Origin of the sequence: Sphingobacterium corticibacterium (genome assembly GCF_004208525.1) — a bacterium.
In the GTDB taxonomy this organism is placed as follows: Bacteria; Bacteroidota; Bacteroidia; order Sphingobacteriales; family Sphingobacteriaceae; genus Sphingobacterium; species Sphingobacterium corticibacterium.
In genome coordinates, this window is record NZ_SGIT01000002.1 from 1,301,260 (window position 1) to 1,318,711 (window position 17,452).

Annotated in this window: 9 protein-coding genes; 3 read left to right on the forward strand and 6 right to left on the reverse strand. The window is 46.6% G+C overall.

Annotated features, from left to right (window positions below):
- Positions 1 to 167: 167 nt before the first annotated feature.
- Genes EWE74_RS13590 through EWE74_RS13615 form a run of 6 tightly spaced genes read right to left on the reverse strand, consistent with a single transcriptional unit; the run spans position 168 to position 12,107 of the window.
- The gene (locus EWE74_RS13590; protein WP_206365232.1) at positions 168 to 1,814 is read right to left on the reverse strand and encodes a hypothetical protein; all 1,647 of its coding nucleotides are present in this window, start codon (positions 1,812 to 1,814) and stop codon (positions 168 to 170) included.
- 4 nt (positions 1,815 to 1,818) lie between these two features.
- Positions 1,819 to 3,711: a RagB/SusD family nutrient uptake outer membrane protein gene (locus EWE74_RS13595; RefSeq protein WP_130142064.1), complete on the reverse strand. Its 1,893-nt coding sequence runs from the start codon at positions 3,709 to 3,711 to the stop codon at positions 1,819 to 1,821.
- A gap of 26 nt (positions 3,712 to 3,737) precedes the next feature.
- Entirely contained in the window at positions 3,738 to 6,953 is a 3,216-nt protein-coding gene (locus tag EWE74_RS13600) for a SusC/RagA family TonB-linked outer membrane protein (protein ID WP_206365233.1), read from the reverse strand.
- 47 nt (positions 6,954 to 7,000) lie between these two features.
- Complete coding sequence (locus tag EWE74_RS13605) at positions 7,001 to 9,352, reverse strand: BACON domain-containing protein (protein WP_130142065.1); 2,352 nt, start codon at positions 9,350 to 9,352, stop codon at positions 7,001 to 7,003.
- A 26-nt stretch (positions 9,353 to 9,378) separates the two neighbouring features.
- Entirely contained in the window at positions 9,379 to 11,223 is a 1,845-nt protein-coding gene (locus tag EWE74_RS13610) for a DUF5123 domain-containing protein (protein ID WP_130142066.1), read from the reverse strand.
- A gap of 8 nt (positions 11,224 to 11,231) precedes the next feature.
- Complete coding sequence (locus EWE74_RS13615; protein WP_130142067.1) at positions 11,232 to 12,107, reverse strand: hypothetical protein; 876 nt, start codon at positions 12,105 to 12,107, stop codon at positions 11,232 to 11,234.
- 242 nt (positions 12,108 to 12,349) lie between these two features.
- Here EWE74_RS13615 and EWE74_RS13620 point away from each other — a divergent pair, with 242 nt between their 5' ends.
- The 3 genes from EWE74_RS13620 to EWE74_RS13630 all read left to right on the forward strand — a co-directional run bounded on the left by EWE74_RS13620 (position 12,350) and on the right by EWE74_RS13630 (position 17,451).
- Positions 12,350 to 12,925 (forward strand): RNA polymerase sigma factor, encoded by a 576-nt coding sequence (locus EWE74_RS13620; protein WP_165384718.1) that lies wholly within the window; start codon positions 12,350 to 12,352, stop codon positions 12,923 to 12,925.
- Positions 12,926 to 13,009: 84 nt separating this feature from the next.
- Positions 13,010 to 14,014, forward strand: a complete 1,005-nt coding sequence (locus EWE74_RS13625) for a FecR family protein (protein ID WP_130142069.1) — start codon at positions 13,010 to 13,012, stop codon at positions 14,012 to 14,014.
- Between the two features lie 98 nt (positions 14,015 to 14,112).
- Positions 14,113 to 17,451 carry a SusC/RagA family TonB-linked outer membrane protein gene (locus EWE74_RS13630; protein ID WP_130142070.1) on the forward strand — a complete coding sequence of 1,113 codons (3,339 nt, stop codon included), beginning with the start codon at positions 14,113 to 14,115 and terminating at the stop codon, positions 17,449 to 17,451.
- Position 17,452 lies beyond the last annotated feature (1 nt).

Here is a 17,452-nt window from a genome sequence, read left to right on the forward strand (position 1 = left end):
GCCCTAAAAAGCAAATCGACAGCTCTATTTATGAGCGGGAATGCCAATTCACCCACCTAAATATTCCAAAACACCTACCTTCTTGTTTTATAGCAAGAACCGGGCATCACGCACAAAAGCCCCCACTAGGAGGGCTTTCTTCACGTTGCACGAAGTAAATTATCGTGCTAAGGTAACCAGCGTGTATCTCCGACCCGATTCGTGACAATCGGGGAATTTATATCTTTTATCGTCAAATCACCTGCTGTCGGATTGACAAACAGGTCTGCCGCGCTAACGCCCAATGGCGTACCAGCAATCGGTGTCAATCCCGGAAGGTAATCTGTCGTTGCATAGTTCTGGTCGAAACTGGTCGTCGTAGCCGCAGCAATCGCATATGGGGCTCCTGAAGCCGAGGCTATCAAGACTTTCTCAAACACCAACGACGAGCCTGCTGCCGAAGAGATGTTGATCAATCGCTGATTATACGCATAATCATAAATCGTAATATTTCGATATTCTAGCTTGATCGGATAGGCTGAGGAACCGTAATCAAACAAATGGCGCATATTCCGGGTACGGTCTGTCGTGCCATAGTAATCCCGCATAAACGTACAATTGGTAAAACTCGCATTTTCGATATTATCATTACCTCCAGAGTTGATGGCAAATAATCCATATGGTCCGGTATGTCCTCCATTCTCATCAAAAAGACAGTTCTCCATTTCCAGACGGCCAATCCGTTTGTAGGAGCTTCCCTGATGGCGCCAAAATCCCCGCTTGAAATGTTTAAAATCACAATTGAAGAAAATCACCTGTTCTAGGTTCCATCCTCCACCACTATTGAGAAAATAACCGGCCTCCAGATTTTGGAAGAACTCTATATTTTCAAACTCCAAACTGGCAATATAGGCATTCGAAGAAATATCCCAGTTACCCGTCATCTCGATCTGCGCTTTGGTACCGCCAGGTGCACCTACTAGTTTGAATCCTTTCCTGATCTGGAATGGTGCTAGTTTGTAGAACGAGCCGGCAGGAATATAATACTCTACGCCTTCAGGCACTTCCGCGTTATTATTCGCTTCCGTCAGTATTGCCGTTAAATCATCGGTAGCACCCACAATGACTGTCTCCGCAGAAGGTCCTGCGGTGCGGAAGGTAACCGTATTATAGGGTTTGTCGTATTTACGGGGTTTGTGTGTATCGTAGATATCTACGTTGTAAAGAGTGTTTTTCTCCAATGAGCCAATCTCTGCAAATCCCTGCCCTATTTCTTCGGTCGTCAGATACCGAGCGATCGTGGGTAGCGTAGCATCCATGGCAGGCACAAGGCTGATACTATCCACTGGATTATCGGAATCAATCGTCCAGCGGATGATAGCCGAGTTTTCCAGTATATCCCCTTTAGCCACACGCTCCAATAAGCTGGCAAATGCCGGGCGCGGTTGCGTCAATGCGCTTGTCATGGTCCAGCGCGAATTGTTCAAGGTATCCGCAGCTATAGATCGTACACGGATATAATATCGCGTGGCATACGGAATATCATCTATAAAAATCTGTGGATCCGTAACGGTATAGGATGCAAACTGATTGGTGTAATAATTGTCCAGGTAAAAATCCACCTGGTAAGCTACCGCATCATTAACTTTATACCATACGCAGGCGATAGAATTGCCCTCCACATTCGGTTCGGTCAACACGAATCTCGGCTGAAACAAGTCGATATCTTCATCATAGTTTAGCTCTTTGCACGCGTTAAAAAGCAAGGTAAAAAGAACGGCTAAGAACAGGATGGATAAAATAGATAGTCTTTTCATCATTGTTTTGTATTTCATAACCTTAGTAATTAAACCCGTAATAATTTTGTATTTTACCGCGGTGGTCAGTGATCACCTTACTTGGATACGGACACAAGTATCGCAGTGGATCGGTTGGACTGACCTGGGCAGCATTATTGTAATTGATAAAACCTCTAAAGCTCCAGCGTATAGTCGGAATAGGCTCATAGCTTTCGGTGGCATTATCCAGTGCATACCATTTTTTTGCCAGTTCGTGCTCCGTATAGCCAGCCGGTCTAGCGTGTACGAATTCATTAATACCCACGATATCCAGAATCGTACGATCAGAATTGTTGGGATCCGGTATATTCTGCCAGTAGACGCTGGCAGCGGCATCGGGAATATGGGGATCAAAACCCCCATTGGCCACTTTACCCCAGCTGATCATGTCATGGTAGAGCTGGTAAATCACTTCACTGTATTTGTTCCAACGGGCCAGATCAAATTTACGGATGCCTTCTCCACCAAATTCCCACTTCCGCTCATCCATAATGGCTTTGAAGAAATCTTCTTTATTGCCAAGCACATCTACATAAGCATCCACTTTGGTACTCCAGTCCGAAGATTCAAATGCGCGCCTTCTGACGCGTTTCAGACATTCTTTCGCGTCTTCGCGTGGGCCGAACTGCTCGTTTACCGCTTCGGCATAGAGCAACAATACATCGGCAAAACGCATCCATGTAAAATTTATTCCTGTACCAGCTTGGCTAGAGACTCCCAATGGGTTGTTCATTTTTAGTTTGGACCATTTTCCGGTGGGCAATGTCGCCAAATCGAGACGGATCTCCTGATTCAGGCGCTCATTATAGCGGTAAGGCGCACAGGTGACGTCTCTGCGGAGATCCTTGTTATCGAAGGAATACAGATATAGCGCATTTAGGTTGAGATTGCCCGAAGCGCCGCCATAAGGATGCGTCCCTGCTGTAATAGGTATTCCTAGGTAGTAGCCAAACTGGCTAGACGAATTCTTCAACATCGGAATAGAAAAGATCATATCATCGTTGTGGGGAGTTGACCAGTTATTTTCCCTGTTCCAGAGTTCTTCAAAACTTAAGGTTAGGTTATGTCGGCCCTCGTCGATGACCTTGCCCAGATATTCGATAGCGATATCGTAATAATGTGTGTGATTCTCACCCCGTTCCATATAACCTATACTGGCTGGATTGCCGACGTTAGGCCGCAGTGTCCAACCGCCTCTATTCATAGCCAACAACCCGATGAGTCCCTGACAGAACTCACGTGAAGCGCGTTCTACCCCATAGTCCAGTTCACCTGCGTAAAACATCAGCGGTTCGACCACCTTCAGATCATCGATCAGAAACTCCAATATCTCATTGCGATCGGTAACGCCTACCAATAAGTCTTCCTCGGAAGTGGAAGGCACAGTACGGAATACCACATCGCCCCAGATACGGATGAGGTCAAGGTATAACATAGCACGCAGTGTTTTCGCCTCACCGTACATTTGTGTGATCGTGGAAGTCTTGGTCTTATCTGCATTTCGATATAGCTCAGAAGTTTCTATTCCCTGAATAATATCGTTGGTCAGATTGATCGTCGCATACATCGTATTCCAGGTTCCATTCAACGTCGTCCAGTATGGCTTAGGCTCAAAGCAAGCCATATCGCCTCCGTTTACGTTTGCCGCACTTGTAGCGATTCCGGACATCTCCACGTCCGTGTTGGAGTTGTATACATAGGCCAGCCTATTGCCGTAGGCATCGTCCCGGAGCATCAGTGAATATACACCGGCCAGTGCAGCCTTAATCTCCGATTCGGACGAATAGATATATTCGGATGTAAATCCTGTCGGTGGCTCGACCGCGAGAAAATCGTCACAGGAGGAAAGCGACACCATCAGCCCCACAAAAATTGCATATAATGACTTTTTCATTGTTTCTTTCGTTTTAGTCTTTAAGATTAGAATGTAAACTGTATCCCGCAGGTGTACGTCCTACTTCTAGGGTATGAATTGTAATCAATATTTGGTGTAAGTCCAGTCTCTATATTGACCTCCGGATCATATCCTGAATAACCGGTAATGGTCAACAGGTTATATCCCGTAGCATACATCCGTACCCTATTCATGCCCACCCGTCTAGTTAGCGACTGTGGCAAGGTATAGCCTAGGGAAGCCATATTCAACCGCAGGAAAGATCCATCCTCCACCGCATAAGACATCGCAATCGGACGTCCGATGGATGTAGGATTCCACATGGTGGCGTTTTCATTGAATTTAGCCAAGGCATCCGGATTATAACGTATCTCATTGCCCATATCATCAAAATTTCGCCAACGCTTATCCATTCCCACATCCATGCTTAGGTTATTGCGATTATTGTTGTACCAGGATGTCATCATCACCTTATTGGCGTTGAACACATCAAAACCTACCATATAGTTGAAGAACACCGTAAAGTCAAAATTTTTATACCTCGCGTCGAGCCCGAAACCACCCGAAAAGTCGGGGGTGGTCTCGCCGATGACCGTACGGTCATTATCTCCGATGACATAGGTATTGGGGTCATTGGGATCTACAGGTGTCAACTTTTTAAACTTCGCATTACCCGGACGGGGGTCTCCCGAAAGATTTCTGGAATTGGCAACACCATCCTTGAGCACCCATGCTCTGGTGGTGGTATTGAAGGAAGAAAAATCATCAATCGTATACATACCATCATTAACGAAACCAAAGATCAGGCCCTTGGTTCCACCTACGTAGGCACGGTAATCATCCGTATTGAGCAGTTGTGAACCCGCCCAATTCGAAGACAAAATCCATTCATTCTCGCCCGTAGCCAGGTTATCGATCCGTGTCCGATTATACCCTACGTTAAAGTTAACGTTCAAAGAAAAGTCTCTTTTATCGACGACATAAGCATTTAATGCTATATCAATACCCCTATTGGATGTCTGCCCCACATTGGTCATAATCTTGGTATAGCCCGAATGTGCTGGAATATCCGAAGGTACCAACAGGTCCTTTACCGTATTCCAATAGACGTCCACCGTACCGTTTATTTTTTCATTAAAAAAACCAAAATCTAATCCCGCATTACGCGAAATCGTGGTTTCCCATCTGACCGTAGGGTTGTAGAGGTTGTTCGTGTCAAAGAAATTGTAATAGTAATGATCCATCTCTTCGCCCCATCCAACAGGACGGTTGCGATTCACACGATAATACTTCGCAAAGAGGTCACTTCCGATCCTGTCGTTGCCCGAGATGCCATAGCCTATGCGTACCTTTAGATTGGATAGGTAATCTACCTCCTGCATAAATTCCTCATTCATCACACGCCAAGCCGCAGATACAGCAGGGAACAATCCCCATTGATTGCCAGGAGCAAACTTCGTCGACCCATCGGCACGCATCGCAAGGGTCACCAGATATCGATCGTCATAACCATAATAAGCACGGCCGAAAAAGGACGAAATTCTGACCGGTGAACCTGCAGAGGAGGAGCTTTCAAAGACCGTACCTAAAGCAATATTGTCAAATGCCTTTTGGCCTGTAATATTTTCAGGGAAATAACGCGATGAATAGGACTTTCCACTGTTCGCGTTGTGTCGCACCTCCTGCCCGATCATAAACTGGAAATCGTGTATATCTTTCCAATTAAAGTCATAGTTCAATCGGTTGGTCCATTGCCATCTGGGATTCTTATTCATACTCCATTGGATCACCGGCAAATTATTGTTATTGCGGGCTACATTTTCATCTACACCCCAGAAACGCTGGTCTTCCAGGTATTTGTACTCACCGGATATCTCCGTCTTAAAAGAGAGCTTGTCCCAAATATTCCAAGTCAGTCCTGCCGCCGTGTTGAACGTACGCGTCACCCGCTTACGGTAGTTGTTTGCTGCCTTCTGTTGTGGATTCATCCGAACAACCTCGATGAAATCGTCCGGATCAAAGTAGGTGTTGTCCTCGGGTAGGGCCATAAAATCATCCAGCCCCTCGGTCGGAGCGGTACGCAGTGCATCCAACAGATTTACACCCTCCGTACCTGCCCCATCCAGTTGCTGATTCGTAAAGCGCGTACGGTATTCCAAAGTCAGACGGTCAGACAATTTGGTGTCCAATGTCAAGTTAATATTCGTTTGCGCCAGCCCGTTACCGACCAAAATACCCGGTTGATCCTGATTTGCCAACGAAAATTTGTACCTCGTCTTCTCGCTACCACCAGAAAGATTGATATCGGTGAACCGGGCAATCGGATTCTCTCCAAAGATTTCCTTCTGCCAGTCCACACCACGTATCCTCTGGTAATTATACATTTCGTAAGCTTGTCCATACTTGTTGAAAAAACCTCCTGGATTAGAGGAGCGCTGTCGATCATATTCGTACTGCATCATGACAAACTCATAAGGATCCATAACGTCGAGCTTACGTGAAAGTGTCTTCATCTGCCAAAAGGAGTTCGCGGTAAGGACTGCACGTCCGGCTTTTGGCCGCTTTGTCGTGACCAAAATTACACCGTTGGCTCCACGTGCACCATATATCGCTGTAGAGGACGCATCCTTTAACACATTTACCGACTCTATATCCGATGGTGGAACATCATTTAGATTGGCGACCTCAAATCCATCAACCAATATGAGGGGAGAATTATCCTGTGTAATGGACCCTCCTCCCCGTACACGGATCGTGATGTCCGCATCGGGCGCACCATCCACCGCAGTGATCTGTACACCGGGCAGCCTTCCGACCATCGCTTCAGCTACAGATGTCGTAGGAACTTTAGCCAGTACCTCTCCCGATACAGACGCGACGGTTCCCGTTAAGTTTCCCCTCTTCTGCGTTCCGTATCCGATCACCACCACGTCTTCCATCTGATTTTCCAGATTGACCAGCTGCACTTCGATACCGGAGAGACGTCCATCCACCTGTACTTCCTGCTCGTGCATCCCCATAAACCTGAACAACAATACCGCTGTCTTCGGGTCTGCAACACTAATTCTAAACTTTCCGTTGCTATCAGTAGACGCAGCTTTGCTGGTTCCCTGTACCGTGACCGTTACCCCTACCAACGGCTTGGCATTATCTGAAACGACGCCGGTCACAACGGTTTGCGCAAAGCTAATCGCTGCGAACAGCATCGCACAACAACTAAGAAAAAACCTTTTGCTTATCATATATTTTTAGCTTATAAATTGGTTACCTATTATTATATTTTCGTTTCTCATTTCTTTTCCTGTTGGATCCCTCCTAAATTTTGGTAGTAGACAATATGCTGGACCAGATTGTGAAAGTACACCTCCAAATTGGAATAGCGTCCCATAGGATCTACGTCAAACCCCTTGGCATCTTGTGCATTGTTCTTGTCCAGTCCGTAGGCCTCTTCCCAGATATCGGGAATACCATCTCCGTCCGTATCCGGCCATGCCGCTAAAGATTTCAGTACCGGATAGCCATCCGTATCCGAAACTTTATCGATGATCCCCGGCTTAGGCGAGGTCGATATCGAGCCTATATACGTCGTGGTACCGGTCAGTAATTCGTTGACGATCCGCTTATCCACAGCATCCCGACGAAGCGAAGCGCCAGCATAGTCGGCAACACGACGGTAGGCATCCTCCGGCGCGTGCGTTGTCACTTTTTCAAAAGGGAAAGGCTGATCCATCTTCATCGCCTGCTTTTCCTGTTCGGTCGGATTGAGCGTATGAAAAAACTCATTCCAGATACCGTTCGTCCAATTATCGTTGACCACACTCGGATCTGCCGTGGCGTAATTCCCTTCTGCAAATATCCGGGCAGATGGATCAGTGGAAAGTATCCGCGTGCGCTTACTATTGGTCGCTGGCCCTGCTTTGTAGTAACTCTTCACGAGATTGAACTTGGCGTTCGCTCCGCCATATGCCCCTTGTCCGGCACCATTCCAATTGTAATACACATTATTCCTTACGTCGAAATAGCCGTGATAGTCGTTGGGTATACCGGGTCCGTCGGCAGATAGATCGGAGATACGGGGTACCCGGCTACCGTGATGCGCAAAAAGCACATGATGGGATGTTGCGTTGTCTCCGCTGAACATACCGCCGTAACCATGGGCACCTTTCTCGTGCTGCGATTCACTCAGGCTCTCCGAAGCAATAGACCATTGCACGGTAATATCTTTGGCACCATAGAAGGACATGGTCTCATCCACCGACCAGCTGGAACTGACATGGTCAATAATGGCTTGTCTGAACCAGCGTCCACCTATAGCATCATCTTCATGATCACTCATCTCGTCACCTGTCCGGCACCGAAGGAAACGGATGATCGCGTTCACACTATTCAGCGTAGACGAAATCTCCAGCTGATAATTTTTTAACGTAATCCCATCTCCGGGTGCTGTCTGGCCGATGATACTGACATTGGGCTGTACGATGCCCAGTCTCCGCTTCAGCTCGATCGTGCCCGAGACATCAAACACGATTGTCCGAGGCACGGTGAGATCCAGCCCATAGCGTAAACTTCCGGGTATAGGAGACTCCCCACGATTGTAGTCCTGTAAATTGGTGACATGATAAACAATGCCTCCGCGGCCACCTGTCGTGAATCGTCCTCCTCCCTCAGCCCCCGGAAAAGCCTGGGGCACAACCGTTACATCGTCACCGATACGTGGATTAGGCTTGCCATACTGGAATACAGTAAATGTCTCGGAGAGGTTGAAATTCGTGACCGTTACCCGCGCTGTACGCGGAAAATCAGACAGGCTATTGTCTTTTAATTTCAAGGCGATCTGTGTGGAAGTCGAAGCCCCCTCATCCCAAGTGACCCAGTCCTGATCTGCCGTAATGCTATATCGGGTACCGTTGTTGCCTAAATCGACCGGAACGTTCAGCTGCGCGGTCTTGAACGGAACGATATACTCGTCCTGCGTCAGACTCAACTCCGCGAAAGATTCTTCCTGCGTAATGCCAACAGATCGATTGATGACATACGGTCCCGTAGACTGTATCAGCACCTTACCCGTTCTTTGTACGTCTGCATTGGGTGCCACCAGAATTTTCAACTCCTCGGTGACAAGCGTAGACTTCGCTGTCAACCGCTCTGTTGTGGTAAGCCAGTAATAGTGCTCATCGATTGCCGCTTCCCACGCTGTATTGGAGGTTACGGTCACAATCAGTTCGCCACCGGCTGCTGACATGATATCCGTAGCATATTCTATCAAAATATCTGGATCTGCGCCAAGCTGATTGACCTCCACTTCCTTCGAGATCTTTGTTCCACCGCTCGTTTGTGATATCGTAATCTTTCCGTTACGGGTGCCTTCTGCTGTATTATCGGAGACCATGATACGTATTGGGCCATTACCGCTACCTTCGGACGAACCCAGGGAGATCCAGTCTGCTCCAGTTTCTACTGTTGTGTTCCAGTTTCCATCCGCGATTACATTGATTGTTGCGGAGCCCTTCGCATTGGCTAGATTGACCGTGGCCTTGGATACGTTAAACTCCACAGCTTCCTTTTTGATGTCTAGGTCATGCTTAGTCGCGCAACCAGAACATAGCATAGTTACCATTAAAACTAGTGCAATCGTTTTCATCTGCTTTGATTATTGTTTTCAATAAATTACTTAAGCCAATGTGGATCACCTATCTTATGCAGATAAACTTCCGATGCCTTATCCTTAATATGCAGATCCCCTGTTATAGGATCCTCGAACAATGCTGCCATAGGCAATAGTGTCGGCACGGGCTCCTCTCCGGCCAATACACCCCAGTTGTTGAGTACAAAGCCGTTGGTATAGTAGTTATTCGTTATCTCCCTACTACTGACCTTGTTCAAAATAAGCCAGGTGCCTCGACCTGCCTCGGCATTCCCACTGATCAGATTATTCTTTACGGTTAGATGAAATGCATCGGTATTGGCTCCATTGAGATCAAAGAATTTCATATCTCCACCGGCAAGATTGACCATCGTACAATTTTCAATGGTCACGGAGAGATTCCGATCGATCCTATTGAGATTGGTAATCAATGCAGCGCTACCCAAAGTCTTGGCATGGAAAGTCGAGTTTTTGAAAACAATATTATAGATCGGTAATATCTGTCTATTTCCTAACCCGAGCAGTCCGCTACTGCCTAGATTGAGATTGATAAAACGGCAATCTTCGATAAGAAAGTTATGAATGATCTGCATCAGGTCTCCATCGGACTGCTGATACCACATCGTCGCCGGCAGATCCCGGAATTCACAATTGCGGAATATGACGTTGTCCACTTCAAAATCCTGATCACGGAACCTAAAGAAATCTGCGGACGGTTTTAGATCTAGGTTTTCAAAACGGATTGTACTGATCTTGAGCGGTGTACCGGTATTTGTCCCCATACTAACATTGCCTTGTATGGCGAGTGTGGCTGCGGGCTCTCCTGCAGCGGTCTGCTGCCCTACGATATGCAGCGGTTTAATGATGTTGCTTAACGTACCGTTAGCAAAAGAATAACTGGTTCCAGCACTCAAGAAAAGTTTCACTTCGCTTACCGCGTTGTCATTCTTCAGTGCATTGTATACCGTGTTGATATCATCATCCGGCGCTAACACCGTAAATCCTTCGGGTATACTAAAAGGCTCTTCTGCATCGTATTCTTCTTCTGTCCAATTTTCGGGTAAAACGGTAACACTATATTGCTGTATCATTGGATCTTCCGAATCGTTAAGTCCAAATTGCACTAATGTCAGGGAATCCGAAAATATAGAGATGGGTGCATCCAGCTTACGTGTACGGACAATACTACCGGTTCCGTCCAGTAATTCAAGCCGAACGTCTACGCCACTTTCTTCGCTTTTCGTATTAAACAGCACGAAATCATCCGTATAGTTGATCCCGCCTCTGTCTGTAGCCATCGAGCGGGTTACTTCCAATGGTGTTTCAACATAACTCTCGTCAATGACCCGATAGCCGGAACGCTTTACGGTGACGACCGCCCGGACCGTGTTGTAGCTTCTATCGGATTTGGTATCTGTCGCCTGTAAACGTAGCCTTCCGGTTCTGCTGATCATATCGATATGCAAAGGTTGCTCAAAGGGTGAACTGTACAACACTGCTGCAGAAATCTGTACGTGTTGATCTGCGCGCGGAGCTTGCTTGATCACCAGATCTTTCAGATTGGTCGACAAGACCGAATCCGGAATCAGATTAGCCGGCATAGGGCTTGCTACAAAACGATAACGGCCATTTTCGAGAGAAAAGCGGTAATGGCTCGTATAATTCGCTATAAAATCTCCCGTATCATCCTTATAGATAAAAAAAGGCTTGGTAGAAATACCGGGATTAAGTTGCCAAGGTTTGCCATTCAGGTAAATGTTGTACGCCCTGACGACAGATGAATCGTATGCGTCCTGTTTAGCACATCCACATACCGAAGCAAGGATCAGCACATGGAAAAATAGGTATATTATATTCTTCTTCATCATATTTAGGGTTAGAATTGATACTCCTGAAAAGTAACACCGGAGGAGGTACTGCTGGAAGCTGACCGTGAGGATGCGGATAATTTATGCGATAGAAAAGCCGGATTCAGAATAGGCATATTCACGACCGTACGTTTGGAGCTTTCATATTTTATCGCAACGCTTAAAGGCCGTAATGTCCGGTTGACTTCAGTCTCCTCTTTCAGGTAAACCACCTCTATATTTCCTAGATTGGCATCCGGTGTAGGAAACGAATAAACCGATGCTTTAAAATCCGTGACCACGTTGGTACGTACAATTACTTTATCCGTCACAAAGCGATTGGCACCGGGCATATAGCCGATCACCACATTATTGAAATGGACGTCCAGCGCATCAAAAGTCGTGATGCCCGTCAGTTCTTCAACGGCTTCGACCGGTTGGAAAACGGCCTGCCCCACCATCCGTTTGAGCTCTAAATTGACCGTGCTTACCGTTTTATCAGACATAAATGTCGTCAGGGCGGAAACATATATTTCTTTCTGACTACCGACATTTTGGGAGATAAGTACCTTCTGTAGTGATTCTGGATCGACAATCTCTCCGGCATTGGCGACAGCAAAGGTTTTGAGGCTTTCGCCCAAGGGTACTTCAACCTGTAGATTTCCGTCGCCAAGCGCTAAATTCTCCCCAAAAACCAGAGAATCTCCTAGATAGACAAAGACATCGATCGCAGTTACATTTTGTGCTGCAAAAGCAGTCAGCGAAGCCGCGCTCAGCTTTATTCCCATGGTGGTTGAAATAGAAGAGTTTTCTGGAATGCTCTCCGGCTCCAGTTCGCTATTTTCCTTATCCGAACAGGCAGATAGCAACAGTGCAAAAAGCAGTATGCTTAATAGGTGTTTCATAATACTTCATTAAGGTTTACGGAGCAAAAGTAGTGGCAATCAGAAAAAAGCGACCGCGTAATTTTGGCAAATCTTAGGGGGTAAATTGGAAAAAGAGTATAAAATCCCTATAGTAGAGCAACACAAATTATGACCATGCTCGATGTACGGCTTTTTTGCCTATACAGTTAATATGATGTTAACAGCTTATTCATCTTAGCTTGATGTATTACCCCTACTTTTGGAAAAATGAGATAGAGCGGATGCAAGACACAGGACTGTTGGCACTTTTCCAGAAAATTAAAGCCGGTGACACGGCGGCATTTAACGCCCTCTATCACCAGACTTGGCGTGAGCTATTCGATCTCGCATTCGCCAAAACGAAAGACGAGGATGAGGCGAAGGATATTGTGCAGGACATCTACATCAAGTTGTGGGAGAAACGAGGCCGTCTGGATATCTGGGAAAATGTAGCCGGTTATTTACGGCGGGCAACCAAACGGGAAGTTATCCGGCGCTTGCAAGTGGCATTGCAGACCACACAACGGCAAATCTTATATAAAGAAGCGATTGAATCGATAGCGATAGCAGTCGACGACCTGCTGCTGGCGAAAGAGCTGCATACCCAATGGGAGTCTGAAATCGCCAAGCTGCCACAGAAACAACGGGAAATATACAGCCGTTATTATCTATTTGCCTATTCCATCACAGAGATCGCGTCCGAACTGGGTATAGCCGAACAAACCGTAAAAAATCAATTAGTATCTGCTAATAAAAAGATTCGTGTCGTTATGGATGCCAGCCTCTTCATATGGCTACTCGCCGCACCCACCCTTTGATTCACATAAAACTAACATAAACGTAATCATTTCTTCATCGGTCAACCATAGTACGTTTTGGTCTAAAAAGCCTCTTCCAGATATATGGGGAAAACAGACAAAAAGAAACAAACCTTGCTGCAACAGCTACTGGCAGCTTATTTACAAGAAGATCTTCCTGCAGCAGAAAAAGAAAAAATAGAAAACTGGCTGGAAGAAAAGCCAAAGCACAATAACTTAGGAGAGGAAGATTACACGCGTATAGAAAAAGAAATCTTCCATCATGTAGCAAGTCATATCCGTATTCTTTCTGTATCCGAACAAGCGCCTACCCCTACCCCGAAAATAAAAAGATGGTGGTACTACGCGGCCGCCGCGGTGGTACTCATCGGAAGTTTTGTAGGTGTTTACGTTAAATATCAGACCAATGATGCTCCCAATATCGCAAAGCAACCTGAGCCGGTATTCCAAACAATTACCACAAAATCCGGACAACGGGGCAAAATATCACTGCCTGACAGCACGGTGGTATACCTTCACGGAAATACCGTGCTGCGCTACAACGCCTATTATGCGGCGCAACCCGAAAGGCGTGTCTTTTTGGATCAAGGAGAGGCCTTTTTTGAAGTTGTACATGATTCGGAAAAACCATTTGTCGTGCAGACAGCCTACGCCGAAAACACCGTTTTAGGCACCTCGTTTAATATACAGCTGTTAGGGGATGACGGACGCTATCATTTATCGGTAAATACCGGCAGGGTAGGATTTCGATCATTGACCGGTGATTCTACCATACAGGTTGTTGAGAAAGGCAAACAGCTGATTTTCGATCTTCAAAATGGAACAACCGAACTTGCCAAAGCGCAAACCGAAAGATTAAGTTCCTGGAAAGATAATGTCCTGCTCCTTAGTGACAATAACTGGGAAGAAGTTAAAAAACGACTAGAAATATGGTTTGACGTAAAGGTATACGTAGATCCCCGGAAGGTCAAAAGTCAATATTTCACCGCGTCTTTTAAACAGCCCCGTCTAAAGGAGATCCTGGAAGGATTGCAAAACATAAACTATTTCAAGTATCGTATCGACGGAAAGGAGGTGTTTATCGAGTAGCTATCTTAACAAAAAAAGAAGACCGAAGCTTTGGCCGAGCCCCGGTCTGATCACATTTTTCAATAAAATCTCACCATTATCAAAAAACAATACAATATATGTTAAAAATTTGGAAACAGTATCCTTATATCCTTTTTATCATGAAATTTTCGTTGGCAACCTGTTGTTTCTTCGGCATACTCATCAGTACGCTCTATGCGAATAAACTCGAAGCGCAACACTTAGAACGGTTAAAACTCCATTTATCGTCTTCGTCATCCACATTAACGGAGTTGCTCCGCCAGGTCGAACAGCAATCCGAGGTTAGCTTTATGTATAACCCAAAAGAAATCCGGAGCGAGCGAGTGGTTCGCGTAGCGGATAAGCAATTAAACCTGGGCCGTCTGCTGGCTTTGCTGGAGCGCGAAATGGCAATTGACTATCGATTGGACGGCAATCGTATTTACCTCAAACGTCAACCTGCACCGAGTGTGGTACAGGGTACCGTTCGGGGCATAAACGATCAACCATTGGCAGGTGCTACGATAAGTATTCAGGGTGTATCTCCATCGATACAAACAAAAGACGATGGTACGTTTCGGCTGCGGTTGAAACCCGGGAAATGGACACTTACGGTAAGCTATATCGGTTTTGAAACACGAAATATCGCGATTACACTGGGAGAAAATCAAGAGCTGCCGCTCAACGTTACCCTCCAGCCATCTGGCATATTGGAGGAAGTAACCGTATCCTACGGTAAACAGAGACGATTGGAAGTGACCGGGGCGATCACGCATATTGATGCAGCTCCGCTACAGGATATGCCGGTTACGCAATTCGCACAGCAGCTTCAGGGTAGGGCGCCGGGTGTCCAGATCTTTCAGACCTCCGGTCAACCCGGCCGAGGGATGTCCTGGCGTATCCGTGGCGCAGCGTCGCTAAATTCCGGAAGCTCTCCGCTATTTGTCGTTGACGGCATGCCGATCACCGGGAGCATCAATAATATAAACCCCAGCGAAATTGAATCGTTCTCCATTTTAAAAGATGCATCGGCTACGGCACTTTACGGCTCCCGGGCGTCCAACGGTGTTATCTTGATCACCACCAAAAAAGCAAAAATGGGCGAAGGAACCAAGGTCGATTTCAATGCAAACTACGGCATACAAAACATTCCGGACAGAGGGGTACCAAAGATGATGAATGCCCGCCAGTACGCTACCTTTATGAAGGAACGCTATGAAGATATGATCCGTTATGAAAACTTCACCGGCAAAATTCCAGAAGAATACCAGAACCCCGAGCAATATGGTGAAGGAACGAATTGGTTTGACCTATTGACGCGCACGGCGTCCCAACAGAACTACGATATCAGCTTCAGCTCTGCACGGGAAAATTCTTCAACGATGGTGGTTGGCGGATACCAGCAACAAGATGGTGTCGTCGTCAATAGCGGCACAAAACTATTCTCGCTGCGCATGAACCAGCGCTTTGATTTGGTCGATGGTAAGCTGAAGGTAGGTATTAACCTCGCGCCAAGCCATCGTCTTGACCACAACAACCGGCTGGACGATGGTATTCAAGGAATCGTGCAAAAAACGTCGGAGGCGAGTCCCATGATTGCACCCTATGACGAAAATGGTAACTACACCCGTTTTGTAAGTTCGCCGGGGATGGTCTCTTACATCAACCCTTTGGCTCGGTACGAACTAACGGTAGACGACTACAAAACAACACGTATCCTCGGGAACGCCTATGTCAACTATGCATTTGCGGAGGGTTGGCAGATTAATGGATTGGCAGGTATAGATATGGGGAAAGAGATGCGACAATATTTTGTTCCTTCTTTTTTGAATACCAATAATATATCGTCTGGCACAAGTAGCTCCGTAGAGAATTACAGCTATACAACGGAGCTGAATTTGAACTACGACAGGCACTTTGGTGACCACCACATCGACGGCTTGCTTGGTATATCCGGACAATCGTTCCGGCAGACGTCCAATAGCGTGAGTGGGCAGGGATTCGCAAGCGATGACATCCCTTATCTGAATGTAGCGGCCAATATCACCGGCGGCACCAGTAATGCCACGGGCTATGCACTGCTCTCTTATCTGGCACGCTTGAACTATAGCTATCAAAACAAATACCTCGTGGGGCTATCTATGCGACGGGACGGATCTTCGCGTTTCGGCAGCAACGAGCGCTATGGTACTTTTCCGGCAGCATCTGTAGGATGGGTGCTCAGTAACGAATCATTCATGGAATCCACAACCGATTATCTCCGCATGCTGAAGTTACGTGCCAGTTACGGTCTAACGGGTAATAACAATATCGGAAACTACACCCATATTCCCCAGATCGGGGAGGCTAATTACGTCATCAACAATGGATTGGTACAGGGTAGTACCGTTACCTCGCTTGGAAATACTTTCTTGGCGTGGGAGAAGACGGCACAGCTTAATCTGGGATTGGACATGAGTCTTTTTGACGATAAGTGGACGTTCACGTATGACTATTATCGGAAGCTTTCTGACGGACTCATTCAGGCCAGACCTATAGACCGGGCCTCGGGTTTTACCAGCATCACCTCCAATGTAGGCGAAATTCGGTTTTGGGGGCATGAGTTCTCCTTATCGACCAATCAACAGTTTGGAGAGCTCCAGTGGATCTCTGCCTTTAATATCTCGTTTGACCGTAACCGCATCGAGCGCTTGGTGAGCCCCGGCTATTTCAGACGGTTCAATAACATATCGTCCGATTACTACCGAAATCAGGAAGGATATCCTTTGGGCATGTTCTTTGGTTTTATCAATGAAGGGTTGATTAAGGACGAAGCAGATCTGGAGTCGGCCGCGAAATATAACCGGATTGCAGTTGGAACGATTAAGATGCAGGATATGAATGGCGACGGTTTGATCGACGAAAACGACCGCACTTTTATCGGTGATCCAAATCCTGACTTCTTGTTTGGATTCCACAATAACTTTGCTTATCGTAATTTTGACCTTAGCTTTTCGATGACAGGTTCGTATGGCGGGAAGTTGATTCTCCCGGCAAAATGGGCATACCTGGCCAATATGGATGGTGCCCGGGGCATGCTGGCAGAAACGGCAGACCGCTGGCGCTCGGAAGAAAACCCGGGGTCTGGAAAATACCCGCGCACCCTGTCGGGCACAACGGCCTGGGGGCGTAATGTCAATTCGCAATGGGTAGAAGACGGGACTTATCTAGCGATGAAGAATATAACCTTGGGCTATAAATTTCCAACGGCAAACCGCTTCGTCCGCCACGTACGGGCTTATGCTTCTGTTCAAAATGTCTTTTACCTCATGTCTTACTCGGGGATGAACCCGGAGATCAGCTTGAATGGACTGGAAGGTGCCAGCATCGGTATCGATGAAAATGCCTATCCCGTACCCCGTATTTTTTCGCTAGGTTTTAATCTCACACTTAATTAAT

Coding starts and splice junctions, on each gene's coding strand:
- EWE74_RS13615 (WP_130142067.1), bottom strand. CDS start 12,107: ATGAAACACCTATTAAGCATACTGCTTTTTGCACTGTTGCTATCTGCC.
- EWE74_RS13600 (WP_206365233.1), bottom strand. CDS start 6,953: ATGATAAGCAAAAGGTTTTTTCTTAGTTGTTGTGCGATGCTGTTCGCA.
- EWE74_RS13595 (WP_130142064.1), bottom strand. CDS start 3,711: ATGAAAAAGTCATTATATGCAATTTTTGTGGGGCTGATGGTGTCGCTT.
- EWE74_RS13630 (WP_130142070.1), top strand. CDS start 14,113: ATGTTAAAAATTTGGAAACAGTATCCTTATATCCTTTTTATCATGAAA.
- EWE74_RS13610 (WP_130142066.1), bottom strand. CDS start 11,223: ATGATGAAGAAGAATATAATATACCTATTTTTCCATGTGCTGATCCTT.
- EWE74_RS13620 (WP_165384718.1), top strand. CDS start 12,350: ATGCAAGACACAGGACTGTTGGCACTTTTCCAGAAAATTAAAGCCGGT.
- EWE74_RS13590 (WP_206365232.1), bottom strand. CDS start 1,814: ATGAAATACAAAACAATGATGAAAAGACTATCTATTTTATCCATCCTG.
- EWE74_RS13625 (WP_130142069.1), top strand. CDS start 13,010: ATGGGGAAAACAGACAAAAAGAAACAAACCTTGCTGCAACAGCTACTG.
- EWE74_RS13605 (WP_130142065.1), bottom strand. CDS start 9,352: ATGAAAACGATTGCACTAGTTTTAATGGTAACTATGCTATGTTCTGGT.